A 13,055-nucleotide genomic window follows, 5' to 3' on the forward strand; every position below is an offset into this window, starting at 1 on the left:
CTTCAGCCAGTACGCGTTGCTACAGGTTCCGATGAAGAGGGTCTGCTTGTCTTCGACGGGGAGCGGCGGCTGGTGGCGGTGCTGACCCATCTCTCGGACGAGAACGAGGTGGCTCCAGGGCACTGGTACCTCGAAGCGGGCTTTGGCCGGATTGATGGGGTCGAGCACCCAGCATTTGCGGATCTTGATGAAGCGCAGGATTGGATCATTCGACGCATGGCAACACGTCGCCTCTAACGCTCCACAAGCGAACGACAGCGGCCATTGAGCACGCCGGAGCCCCCGCATACCGCAAAGCTTGGGGTAAGCTCCGCTGCCTATGTGAGCGGAAAGCGGACGGCTCATCCTGAAGCCGAATTGCTTTCCCAAACTGCTGTTTCTGTCAGCGAGCCCTGTCCCCCCGGCAGGGCTTTCCTTTTGTCGGCAAGCAAGAATGCATTACCGCTCGTGTGCATTCAGATGCCGGAACGGGAGTGTTGCGTAGGCCTGTTCCTCGAAAGGAGCCCCGTTCGGTCTACCAGAGCGGGGTTTTCTTCGCTGACAAGACTTCATAGTAGGTGCGCTCTTCTCCGCTTGCCCCATGCTGCAGGCGGTGGGCGCCAAGGCCCGGCGATACACAGTCGGGCCTTTTTTCTTTTCCGCTACGCTGAAACCAGAGACGCGGAAAGGTTTTGGTTCTCCGATGGACTGTTACTTGGCCAACAATAGTTCGTCACTGACAGCGGACCAGTACAACTGCTGAGCGGGCTCCTGACAGCAACTGGCTCTGGTGTTCCTTGGACCGAGCGCCCGCCCCGGCCCCAACAGGATGGAGGCTCAGAAAGTGACACCCCCTGGGCTGAAGCACGCCTCCCCGTAGTCAGCTTGAGCGTCGGAGGTATCCTACAGCTCGACAACTCAGATGAATGCAGCCGGATCTCATTCCGGATCAATGCCAATGGCAAGTGACTAGGAGTCACCACGGGCCCTTCCAAGGTGGAATGGGCCCGTTTCATTTTGACCGGACTTGAGAGTGAATTGGCGAGGCTTAATAAAATTCCCGTACAAGAAGCTAACAAAGCCATGACTACGGCTGTTCAGAAGGATCATAACCCCTCCGCCTCCTGGCGCTCCGAAGCGTCTGGAGAGCCGCCAGTGCCTCGCCCTTCCCTATTGCGATGGCACCTTAGACAAGCCTGACGGTTCTCTGTCATTCGTTACATTTACCACTACGGAGGATGTTAGCTTTGATAAGGTCGAGCGTATCCTGATTTGACGGTTGCTCGATGTACAGGCGGCCGGAGTCACGCTTCGTTAGCGGCCTCGGTAGACGTCAATCATGCGTCCGCCCTCATCGCTGCGAAGCCATGCCTCGGCACTTGCACGAGAGGGGAACTCTATAGTGCATATCCTCGGAGTGAGTTTCCCGCGGACAGGAACGATAACCCGCCACTGTCTCTTGATTTGTAGAACGTACGCCGGTGAGTGGTTTGGCCTCCTCATGAGGTCCCTCCGGTTTTTGGTTCACCGGATCAGGCTAGATTGGCATCCGTCTTCAGAAAGTTAATCGACCGGGCGTCGATACAATGGCGGACGAGCCTCTGAGTGTAAGCGTAAACAGCGTGTAAACGCCCCTGCCCTGTTCCATGCTCTCTGGTCATGAGTGGGTTGGGCCAACTTGGGGTTCATATCCTCGTCGACGCGACCTAAATGTCGCTCATCCGTCGTGGCCTCCCCGCGACGGGTTTCCTCCCTAAACTCGGCCACCACCAGGTGGCCTTTTTTCTCACTGTCGGTGCGCGGTGCGTTGGCGCTCGCGTCGGCTCCTATTGCGAGGTTGCGTCGTGTTTCTGTCGGTCATTCTCTCGAGCATTCGTCGCTGGCTCCGAGCCCGTGAGACCGCCCATCAGCTCTCTGCACTGTCTGATAGGGAGCTTTGCGACATCGGCATTTCCCGGGCCGACATTTCAAAGGTGGCGCGCCAGGTGCGCTAAGACACGAGGGATTCACATGAGGGACAAGAGAGGCCCGCACCCTTTCTCTTGTCCCCTAAAGCCCTGTGGCCATAGGCCGGATCGACCGCTGGGACGCGACCGACCCCGTGACTGAACAGCGCTCGGCATCTTCATTGCCCGTCCTACGGTTGTCCGTTACCTGGAGAGAGGTGAGCGGCACATACTTTCAGGAACTGACCCCATGGTAACGCGACCGAAGCAAGACGAAGACCAGAGCGAAAGCAAGGCACAGGTCAGTACGCCCGAACTCGACCACCTCGAGAGGCTTGCCAATGCCGCAGCTATATCCGCTCAGGCCAAGCAGTGGCGGGCGCGCAAGAATGGCTTGCAGGATCTGGACGAGCCGTCCGAAGTGCGCAGCCTCAATCATGATGCGGAAGCCAGGGAACAAGCTGAAGCAGCGATGCAGCAGATGATGGCGAAGGCAAAAGGCAAGGGGCGTCGCCGGTAATGTGCTTACCGGCGCCAGCACCTATATTGAGACCGCTCGCGCCTCGCAGAGATCCGCAAAGCTATTAGGATGAGATAAAGCAGAGCGGAATGCCTCCGGTGCTAGGCTGGGTGAGGGGACAAGAGCGGCAGTGCATCCGTGCCTCCTCTTGCCCCTCTGGCCATGCGGCCACGTGCGGGTTCTAATGCCTATAGGTGACAGCTCAGTGACGTAGCGCCAGGGGCTGCTATCGGAGCGGCTGGTCTTTTTGCAAGTCCAACACTTGGCAGTTCATCGGCTTGAACACCTAGCTCTGCTAAACAGGCATCCAAATCTCGTGCAGTAGATTCTCCCGGCCGAAGAGATCCGCCGAAACTTGCACTCTCGGCCAAAGAGTTCGCATCAGTGTCTTTCTCATCCAAATGCACCGTCGGTGTAGTACGGCCTGCCTTCATATCGTCCGAAAGCGAGATAATGCGCGAGAGGATCGATTCCAGCCGCTGCAACATCCGGGTTATTGGCAAGATAAAGGTCCGTGTCCCAAGACCGAGATGGATCCCGACCTTCAAACCAGCCCGCATTGTCGTAGTGAGCGAGCGGATCCATTCCGGCAGCAGCAACATCCGGATATGCCGCCAAGTAGCCTGTTGTATCGAAGAAGGCGTTGGGATTCCGGCCCTCGTACCATCCCGCGGTAGCATAATGTTCAGCAGGGTCCCGTCCTGCGACGGCAACATCAGGATTGGCTTCCAGGTAAAAGGCGTCGTCAACCAGGATGTCATACTCTGGGGAGGGAAGGAAAAACACCACTTCGACCACTAGTGGCTCATAAATATACTCAAATGGGATGTCGTAGAATACATAATCTATAGGAGTATCGTAGTATAAGAAATCACCATTTGGGTAATAGTATTCCTCTTCGAGAAAAACATCATCGTAGTACCACATCGCGCCGCCTCCCAAGCTTGGCCGTAAACGGTACTGATTGCGCCCAATCGCTGCGCCTCTGCTTAGTCTACCATAGGAGCAACCAAAGGTCTTCTTTGCTCATCGCCATGGAACGCCGATCCCGCAAGTGCTGCCGCCGCTTTGCTCGACGCCTCGCACTCTCCGCTGAATCGAGTTCTGCCGGAGATGGTATTCTTACTACGCGAATATCCGGATCAGGCCAGGTCTCTACGAAGGCTCTCTTTTAGACGACAGCATGGCCGGCGGGGCGCTGGAACATATCTCCGGTGCCTGTTGCACAAGCCTACGGAATGAATCTTCCCGCCTTTATCTGACTCGGGTGAAAAACCGGCATGCACGCCACCAGCATAACGAAACGCTTTTCCGCCCCTTAATCAAACCGGAAACCGTGGCTGCAACACTAACTATGACATCTGCACTGGTGACACTTGGGCAGACTACCCCTTCTTTCGGAGCCAAAGACCTCCACCAGGATTTTGCATAAACCTCGGGCAGTTCTGCTTCGCAAAAGCTGCCTTTCGCCGCGCGAAGGCGTCATTGAAAAAAATAACCTCGAAGGTGTCATTGTACATTAAGAATGAACGCAGAATGTAAAGCTCGTTCCACGACCTGTTCTCATCGTAAATCCACCGACTTGGGTACTCAAAGCAATCAAATATGTCATGAAAATGAACCACAACCCCAGGCGCTAATCGTGGCAATATCTCGAAAATCTCATGATTGACATCGCTTCCTGTTTTTGAAATATGGGTCGTATCCAAGAAAAGAATGTCATTGCACCCAAGTTGCTCAAATACCTCTACCGCAACCTCTTGGACGCCCTTCTCGATGATATCCACCCGGATCTCGTCCTGCTGCCGCAGGAGCTTCCTCAACCGCTCCGGATACGGCTCGATGAAGGTTAATGGCGCTGCCACCTGTGGCGTACGATCCAGGGTATCGAGCATGACGGCACTAGAGAAGCCCGAACCGACTTCAATAATACGCGCGGGCTTCATTAAGCGTATCATGCCTGCGAGAATGATCGCGTCGCCAAGGCCGAACATGTCATTTTGGTAGTAGAAGCGGTGGCCGTCGGTCGCAGTAGCCGGGAAAGAAAGATCATTGGTCCGACTTGCTACCTGCAGTAAAATCTCCTCCATTGCGCTGAAATCTAACGTCAAACCAGAGAGTTGGTCAGATCTGCGACGTTCCTCGAAGGAACTAACTTTGAGCGCCTCTGGGTTGACAACTGGAGAGTAGTAATGTCCGGGCGGGACGAATTCATGCACCCGGTTACGGCGTTCAACAGCCTCTTGACAGGCTTCGACATCGAGGAAGAACTCGATTGGTGAGCGGCCTTCGTCTAGTCGCTGTACCAGTTGAGCCAACATCTCGGGATCAGGAGTTCGGCCGAGGAACGTCAGCCACACCTTACGCACGAAATCCTGCTTCTGCTCCAAAGTTACCACTTCAGGCTCGTCAAGGCTTTGCATCAACCTCTCCTCCCGGGCTTCAATGCATTCATGCAATGGATCGATCGGCTGGATTTGTGCCATGCCGCCTCGGCGATGTCCCCCTGATCACATCGTTCTCAAGCCGAACCATTCACAAGTGCATTTCGAGACTCCCACGCAGCGCTTCAACAACCGCGCCAGCATCGATATCAAGCAACCCACTGCCCTGAGCAGGTGGCAGCACAACTCTTCTCACTTCGCGCTGGTGACCTGAGCGGAACCGGACTTGAAGATCCGTCCCTACAGCAACGCGCCCGACCTTTTATGATTCGCCACGAAAAGTCATGCCAAAGCAGACGAATAGCCGCGATCTGCTGGCTTCGTCAGAACCGCCATTGCTCAGAGCCCTCCGATTCACCCGCTATTGGCACAACACCACCTGAATGCAGGACGAAAGAAGCAATGTTATCGCAGAGGCCAAGTATTTCGGGTTCGACCAATACTAAGCCCCGGAGACAGCACTTTGTGAAAGAGCCAGGTCAAGCATCCAGAATGAAACAGCCTCCGCAGCCAAGACGTAAGCTAGGGCGCTCAGAGCGAATGCAGTCCTTCGACGCCTGCTTGTATGCAGCGCCAGGGAGAAAAGGCCATAGCACGCGAGTGGTCCAAGCACCGCTATGACTGGCAGGCCAAATCGGCTCTCAACCGCGACGAAGGAATTGAGGACGCAGATGGCGGCGAGTGCCAGACAAAGGAGGAGCCACCAGGTGTCATGCAGTTGAAGACGAGCCCCCCTTGTCCGCCAGTGCTGGAGTCGGCGGTGTATCAAGCAGGCGCCGACCACAAGCCCCGAGAACACAACGAAATGGTTTGCTGCAAGTATGGCCGGCAGGTACCACGGCCTGAGATCGGTAACATAGGGATGCAGATAATCGAATGTCACTGAATTAAACAGATGCAGGATAATCGTCATCAATCCAGAAAAAGGATTTTCTATATAGTATAGCAGGGGCTCCTTTATGTACCTCGCACTATCTATCAGGAAGGGATTAGGATAGATGAGCCCTCTTGCCCCTTCCTGTGTGATCAGCGTGACATATTTTATGTGGGTGATACCCCAAGCCAGTTGCTGAGACCCAAGCTCAACGACGGGGAATATTGTACTTCGTTCGAAAACTACCGTGTTGATGAGCCATTGGGGCACCAAAGGCATGCCGAACATCATAACGCCGACCATTCCAAGCCCAACAATCTTCCAGATCTCTTTAGCCCCTCCACACGAACGCACCAATCGCCAAAGGTACACCAGGGCAAACAGTATCCAGCAGGGCGCCAAAGCGATATTCGCTGGTCGAACCATTACCGAAGCGCCGACAAGGAACGATCCGCACAAGAACAGTGTCACGGGCTTCCGCCTAAGATTTAAGTCGGCGCCCGCAAGCTCCACGGCTGCTGCAATGATGAGGATGAAGCAAGCCAGAGACAGTATTTCTGTCAGCCGTACAGGTATGTAAACCAGCACAAAAATGTTCAAAAGCAGGCCGATGATCACACTGGCCTGAGCGGCGATCCCAAAGCGGCGCACTGCTAAGGAGAGAGAAAGAACGGCCGTCAGGAAAAGCAACGCCTGCCAATAGAAGACGACCGGATCATATGCGCCAGCTCGGGCAGACGAAAGCCGCTCAGGCGCCTGGATCAATGCAAGAATTGCAGGATAGAGGTAAGTCCGGATCTTTGCGACTTCATGAGGCGTCAGCAAGCCATCCCTTTGATACGCAGCCGCCAGCTGTCCGTAGGAAACCGCATCGCAGCAAACGGGACCAGGCGTTCCCCAAAAACCGGTCAAAGCAACCGCAACGACAAAGACGATTGCCGCAATCCCGGCCATCCCCATCTTGTCCTTGAACAGGTCTAATAGAATCCTCTGCACGAACCGTCCGCCACTCTTGCCTCAGTGCGGAAGCCGTTTAAACAAACGCAACAAGAGAGGCAAACACCCTATGCCCTCTCTGGTGCTTCAGGACGGGCCTGTTTCGACCCAGCATACGGCCTGAGTGCGTCCGGCAAGAGCACGTAACAATACCAAGATCGCCGAACGCAACCTTCGCGGGCATATAATCCATATACAATCGCTCGTTAGTTGCCGCTGGAATGTTGCAAGAGATCCCGTTTGCTTCTAAGAAGCCCCAAAATTCGGGGGTAGGCATGGCGATGCGGGTATTGTTGAATGATTTAGGCCGACACGCGGCCTCGACCGAAGGACCAGTCCGTGATGCGGTCGATCGGGTCCTTAAGAGCGGGTGGTATATTCTTGGCCGGGAAGGCGAGGCATTCGAGCACGAGTTTGCGCATTATTGCGGCGCCCAGAATTGCATTAGCGTCGCGAATGGCACGGACGCGATTGAGCTTGGCCTTCGTGCGCTTGGTGTCGGACAGGGCGGCCGCGTCGCCACTGTGGCGAATGCAGGCCTTTACACCACAACGGCGCTGAATGCCCTCGGTGCAGAGCCGGTCTTTGTCGAGGTCGACCGCGAGAGCCGTTTGATGGATCTTGAGCACCTCCGAAGAGTCGTCGCCAGAGGCGATATAAACGCAGTCGTCGTCACACATCTGTTCGGTCTCCTCCACGACATGGAGGCTATCCTGCAGATCACCAGTGAGGCTGGGGTTCCCGTTTTCGAGGATTGTGCACAGGCGCATGGCGCAAGCCGCGGCGGGCGGCGAGCCGGGAGCTTTGGCGCAGCCGCGAGCTTCAGTTTTTATCCGACCAAGAACCTCGGCGCACTCGGCGATGGCGGCGCCATCACAACAAATGATGCAGAAGTGGCAAACAAGGTCAGGCACCTGCGGCAATATGGTTGGGAGTCGAAATATCGCGCGGTGATGAATGGCGCACGAAACAGCCGTCTCGACGAGATCCAAGCCGCTATCCTAAGGGCGAAGCTGCCCGCCTTGGATGCCTGGAACCAGCGGCGCAGAGAAATAGCGACGCGCTATTCAAAGGAAATCACCAATCCGCGCGTGGTGTGCCCGCCCCTTTATGGTGAGGAATACGTTGCGCATCTATACGTTATAGCGACTGCTGACCGAGACAGCCTGCGCACCCATTTGTCAGCGGCCGAAGTTTCGACCGATATCCATTACCCAATCCCGGATTACCGCCAACCTGCAATAAAGGGCCAGCGGGATTGGGACCACCTCCCCGTGACCGATTTGCTCTCCGACCAGATTCTGACTCTCCCCTGCTATCCGGAGCTCACGGAGGACGAGGTTTCCTATGTAATCACCTGCATCAATGACTGGTGAACCATGTACTCCGTCATCATCCCAGTCTATCGAAACGCCGAATTCGTACCGCAACTGATCAGCGAGTTCACGCGGATCAGCACGGCGATACACGAGCGCTACGGGATCGATACGGAATTTGTGTTTGTCGTTGATGCAAGTCCTGATGATAGCTTTGCGTTACTGGAGCAAGCGCTGCCAGATGCGCCTTTTTCATCGCAGCTCATTCTGCATGCACGCAACTTTGGATCCTTTTCCGCGATCCGGACAGGGCTTCGTGCCGCGAAAGGCGAGTATTGCGCCGTGATCGCGGCCGATCTTCAGGAGCCGCCCGACCTTCTCATCGACTTTCTGGACAAATTGATCCACCACGACGCTGACATCGTGGTCGGAGTCCGGGAAGGGCGGGACGATCCGCCAATGACGCGGCTTTCAGCAAATATCTTCTGGGGATTTTACCGCCGGTTCGTTGTTCGCGACATTCCGCCAGGCGGCGTCGACGTGTTCGGCTGCAACCGCAGAATACGTGATGAACTCCTCACTCTCCAGGAGGCGAACAGTTCATTGATTGGGCTTGTATACTGGCTTGGTTTCCGGCGCGCTGAGGTTCGGTATGAGCGCAGAGCGCGCGCATTCGGCAAGAGTGCTTGGACACTGAGTAAGAAAATCAACTACCTTCTGGATAGTATCTTCGCCTTCACGGACCTCCCAATCAGGATCCTCACCGTGGCGGGCGCCCTCGGCATTCTGATTGCACTCCTACTTGGCTTGAGCGTCATTATCATGCGCCTCAGCGGCGAAATCGAAGTTGCCGGCTATACGACGACAATTGTTGTCATCACCTTCTTTGGCGCACTGAACACGCTTGGGCTTGGGCTGATTGGCGCCTATTCGTGGAGGAGCTATGAGAACACCAAAAGGCGCCCCCTTGCCCTCGTCCGCACCTTTCGCGATTTTGACGGTGTGAAGAAGCCGGGCTCATCCCAAAACGAAGGCATACGCGCATGAATCAGCCCTTCATCCATCCGCATGCACTGTGCGAGAGCGAGAGCATCGGACCGGGAACACGGATCTGGGCGTTCGCTCACATTCTTCCCGGCGCTCGCATTGGCGCAGATTGCAACATCTGTGATGGCGTTTTCGTTGAGAATGATGTTACGATTGGCGACCGCGTCACTGTGAAATGCGGTGTTCAAGTCTGGGATGGCATCACAATCGAGGATGATGTCTTCATCGGCCCCAATGCAACCTTCACCAACGATCTGTTTCCGCGAAGCAAGGTCTATCCAGAGACCTTCGCCAAGACGATCGTCCGGCAGGGCGCATCCATTGGCGCGAACGCAACGATCCTGGCAGGCATTGAGATCGGCACCGGCGCAATGGTGGGCGCCGGTTCCGTCGTAACCCGCTCCGTTCCACCAAACGCAATCGTTGTCGGCAATCCTGCCCGCATCAAAGGGTATGTCACCGATGGGCCGCAGCCGACCGCGGTGGTTCAGACTGATCAGGTGACAGGCCGGGTCGAGCTTGGTGTTGGCCGTGCTTTCCTCCAGAACCTGCGCGTGGCTAAGGACCTGCGTGGCGAACTCTCGGTCGGAGAGTTTGAGCGGGACCTGCCTTTCACCCCGAAACGGTACTTTCTCGTATTCAATGTACCCAGCCGGGAAGTTCGGGGTGAGCATGCTCACAAGGCGTGCGACCAGTTTCTGATCTGCGTTCGTGGCTCCTGCGGCGTTCTCCTCGATGATGGACACGTCCGACGGGAAGTGACATTGGACCGACCTGGGCTTGGCGTTTACATGCCCGCAATGACGTGGGGGACCCAGTATCGCTACTCATCCGACGCGGTTCTGCTTGTTTTTGCGTCCCACTATTATGACGCCGACGACTACATCCGTTCTTATGATGAGTTCAAAGCGGCCATCAATATGAGGGCCGCAGCGGAGTGAAAGCCACTCGTATTCAGTTCTCCAAGTTCTTGCTCGGAGGGGCAGTCAACACAGGTGTAACCTACGCTTTGTTTGTCGGGGCTGGTCAGATACTGTCACCTTCGGCCGCGTATACATTCGCCTATATTCTTGGCATCGGCTTATCATATTTCATCAACTCCTTCTTCGTATTCAGGGCACGTGCTTCACTGCGGTCCGCCTTGCAGTTTCCGGTGGTTTACCTGGTGCAGTATCTCACGGGATTGATCCTGTTGACGATCCTGACCAGGCTGGGGCTCGATAGCCGAATTGCCATGCTTCTTGTTATTGCCGTCAATGTCCCGCTGACTTTTGTTCTCACCCGCCGGATCCTGAAGCCGAGACCTTGCGATCCAGCGGCCACAGAATAGGACACCGGCGGGCGGTAACGCTGGCAGCCTCGGCGGTCCTGGCGAAGGTGAAGCTTCCGATGCGGCATTGGCTGCTCGACATCGCGCCATTTCCATGTATTGGAACCGCCATCGCGAAGTCAGGACCGATCATGATCCAGCCCGCCACTGCTGACCTCCCCAACAGATCAGGGGGCATGAAGCTAGGTTTTCTATGGGTCTTCGTGGCCATGTCCGTGCTGGTCGTGGCGAATATCCTCGCATTCTCGTCGCACTATCAAGGCCAGCTGGCGTTTCCCTGGGACTTTGTTGGCGGCTACCATGCCCATGCGTTCGCTTGGTATGCCGACGGCAGTTTCTTTCATCCTCCAAAGTGGTTCGCGTGGGGGGATTTGGGCTTTCCTGCCTATTGGTCCCTGCAATCTGGCGCCTACTATCTTCCTCTCGCAGCGCTCGATCTCCTCGATCAGCCCTACACCATGCATGCGGCGGTTCTAATTCAGGGCCTCCATGTTCTCGCAGGTGGCGTCGGGATGTATATCCTGCTGCGCACTCTCAAGTTCGACGTTCTTTTGGCGCTTGCTGGCGCCGCCGCCTTTCACTTCTCATCGTCGTTCTATTCCAATGCGCAACATGTCGACATTGTAAGAGCCACAGCGCTCTTGCCTTGGCTCATGTGGTGTTTGCACCCTGAGATCCTGCTTCGATCCTGGGTCCGCCCGATCATTGCCGCGGTTCTTTTATCGCAGTTCCTTGTTGCCGCTTATCCGGGAATGATCGTAGCCGCCGCCTATACTCTGCTCCTCTTTGTGGGCGGGTACGTGATCAAGCGCCGCGACAGCACTCACATTGTTCGTACCCTGGCAATCCTGGCCCTCGTCGGCATCAGCGCGGTCGCCATGGCAATGCCGAAATGGCTCCCCCCCTTAGTTGAAGGCGATTTAGCGTCCGTCGCCTTCAAAGATCGCATGGGAATCGACCTGCCGCTTCTCCCAACGCTCTTTCTGCCATTCGACAGGGCTTTCCTTCCCAATGATCTCACGATGCGGAGCCTGTGGCTGCCGGCGGGCTTCCTGACGGGCATGGTCTTCCTTAACTGCAGGTCCGTTTCGTCACAAATTGCGTTCGCCCTGGTCATCGCCGCCCTCCTGTTCGGCGGTATCGGGCCAGCCCTACTGTCGCGTCCATTGCCGTTGCCGGGCATGGGCATTAGCCGTTTTCCCTTGGCCGACTGGCGCCCGACCTTGCATGTCGGCCTGATCGTTCTTGCCTGCGAGGGCTGGCACAATCTCCTGTCCCGACAGACCAGGTTGGCTTCCATGGTTCTACGGTCTGGGTTCGCGGCAGGCTGCATTGCTCCTCTTCTCTACTACAGCCTGACGCTGGGCTATACATGGGAAGACTGGCTCGTTCCGCTGACCGCGGTTCTTACTGCAGCCTCTCTTGCTTTTGCGCTTGCCCTCACAAGCACTCGCGAACGGCCCCGCACACGGCTAGTACAGATTGCGCCAGTCGCTGCCCTGATCGCCCTTACGTCAGCAGAGGGTCTCGCTTTCCATCATCGAGAGAGCCGCACTTGGCAGGTCGGATGGAGTTCCACGATTGAGAGGCAGATGTTCGGCGGTATGTTGACCAGTGAAGGCATGCCGGATCGACCCCCTCGCGTTCTTGAGAGACGCCCCAGGCGTTTTACCGTCGGCACCGATTACCAATCGGCGGTGAAGCTTCAGAACGATACGACCTATAACCGGTGCTTTTATGCACCTACGTTCTGTACCTTCGGCTATAACAATCTTCGACTGTCCCGCCCTCACGCCACGTTCCGCAACGCGATTTTAAATCCGGAGCACGGGCCCAAGCTTCTGGAACTGACGACCCAGGCTCAAAAACTGATCGTTCTCCCTGCTGACGCAGCCTTCCATCCCGATGTTATCTCGGAAGGAGCGAACGATGAGCCGATAGAGACTCTCGTGCCAGGCGTGACTGGATCGGTCATTGGCTATGGCGGGGATTGGGCGCGATACAGACTTTCAACGCCACGTGACGTGAGGGTTGTAGAGAACGAGATCTGGACCAATGGTTGGTCGGTTCGTCTTTGCCAGAACGGAAGATGCCTTGAGCCGATCAAGCCGGAGCACACGCCCGAATATCTCCGAACATGGATAGTGCCCGCTGGCACGTGGGATATTTTAGTATTCTTCAAGGTTCATAGCAGCCGGTATTCCTGGATGCTTTTCTTTGCGGGAGTATTCACAACGTCGCTTGCCGGCGTGGCAGTTTACAAGTTCCGCAAAGCCAGGATTCAGGCACCTCAACTGGTTTGAGGCACGACGCGCCTTCGGCGTTTGGACGTTAGACGAAATTTTTGGATCGGATCAATTTCGTTCCGTTCAGGTGCGCGCCTGAAAGACTTTGGCCTGAACCTGGCCTTGTCCGAGAGAGGAGCGGTGCCTTCGCTCCACGTCAGTCTCTTGCACTGATCTTACACCCGCGCGAGCAGCAAGATCAGTCGGGCACACACCCGTTTGAGCAACCTCAATTGCGTGTGGGGCGGTTTGCCGCGCTCGTTCCATCGAGAGCACAAAATCTTCAAACGAAAAGGTTTTTCAGCAGCACCCCAGGCA

General features: G+C 56.0%; 11 protein-coding genes. 8 read left to right on the top strand and 3 right to left on the bottom strand.

The genetic code is table 11. The features are described 5' to 3' along the window. The 3 genes from ACFOYU_RS12525 to ACFOYU_RS12535 form a co-directional block, all read left to right on the top strand. A partial coding sequence (locus ACFOYU_RS12525) for a hypothetical protein (protein ID WP_377033839.1) occupies positions 1–237 on the top strand: 237 nt, incomplete at its 5' end. A gap of 1,586 nt (positions 238–1,823) precedes the next feature. Beyond that, entirely contained in the window at positions 1,824–1,973 is a 150-nt protein-coding gene (locus ACFOYU_RS12530; RefSeq protein WP_377033840.1) for a DUF1127 domain-containing protein, read from the top strand. 202 nt (positions 1,974–2,175) lie between these two features. Beyond that, on the top strand, positions 2,176–2,445 hold the full coding sequence (locus tag ACFOYU_RS12535; RefSeq protein ID WP_377033841.1) for a hypothetical protein: 270 nt from the start codon (positions 2,176–2,178) through the stop codon (positions 2,443–2,445). 393 nt (positions 2,446–2,838) lie between these two features. Here ACFOYU_RS12535 and ACFOYU_RS12540 read toward each other — a convergent pair whose 3' ends face one another. The 3 genes from ACFOYU_RS12540 to ACFOYU_RS12550 form a co-directional block, all read right to left on the bottom strand. Further along, positions 2,839–3,372: a hypothetical protein gene (locus ACFOYU_RS12540; RefSeq protein ID WP_377033842.1), complete on the bottom strand. Its 534-nt coding sequence runs from the start codon at positions 3,370–3,372 to the stop codon at positions 2,839–2,841. Positions 3,373–3,830: 458 nt separating this feature from the next. Then, entirely contained in the window at positions 3,831–4,931 is a 1,101-nt protein-coding gene (locus tag ACFOYU_RS12545) for a class I SAM-dependent methyltransferase (protein WP_377033843.1), read from the bottom strand. Between the two features lie 400 nt (positions 4,932–5,331). Beyond that, positions 5,332–6,759 (bottom strand): hypothetical protein, encoded by a 1,428-nt coding sequence (locus tag ACFOYU_RS12550; protein ID WP_377033844.1) that lies wholly within the window; start codon positions 6,757–6,759, stop codon positions 5,332–5,334. Between the two features lie 275 nt (positions 6,760–7,034). On the opposite strand from ACFOYU_RS12550, the gene ACFOYU_RS12555 reads away from it, so the two are divergent. The 5 genes from ACFOYU_RS12555 to ACFOYU_RS12575 are packed head-to-tail and all read left to right on the top strand — an operon-like array spanning position 7,035 to position 12,755. Next, positions 7,035–8,135, top strand: a complete 1,101-nt coding sequence (locus ACFOYU_RS12555) for a DegT/DnrJ/EryC1/StrS family aminotransferase (protein ID WP_377033845.1) — start codon at positions 7,035–7,037, stop codon at positions 8,133–8,135. 3 nt (positions 8,136–8,138) lie between these two features. Next, positions 8,139–9,122: a glycosyltransferase family 2 protein gene (locus ACFOYU_RS12560; protein ID WP_377033846.1), complete on the top strand. Its 984-nt coding sequence runs from the start codon at positions 8,139–8,141 to the stop codon at positions 9,120–9,122. Further along, positions 9,119–10,063, top strand: a complete 945-nt coding sequence (locus tag ACFOYU_RS12565; RefSeq protein ID WP_377033847.1) for a WxcM-like domain-containing protein — start codon at positions 9,119–9,121, stop codon at positions 10,061–10,063. The genes ACFOYU_RS12560 and ACFOYU_RS12565 overlap by 4 nt, the downstream gene beginning before the upstream one ends. Beyond that, a complete protein-coding gene (locus ACFOYU_RS12570; protein ID WP_377033848.1) occupies positions 10,060–10,452 on the top strand; it encodes a GtrA family protein in 393 nt (130 codons plus the stop codon). The genes ACFOYU_RS12565 and ACFOYU_RS12570 overlap by 4 nt, the downstream gene beginning before the upstream one ends. Before the next feature lie 59 nt (positions 10,453–10,511). Next, on the top strand, positions 10,512–12,755 hold the full coding sequence (locus tag ACFOYU_RS12575; protein ID WP_377033849.1) for a hypothetical protein: 2,244 nt from the start codon (positions 10,512–10,514) through the stop codon (positions 12,753–12,755). Positions 12,756–13,055: the final 300 nt, after the last annotated feature.

Source organism: Microvirga sp. GCM10011540 (assembly GCF_042650665.1).
GTDB lineage: Bacteria > Pseudomonadota > Alphaproteobacteria > Rhizobiales > Beijerinckiaceae > Microvirga > Microvirga lenta.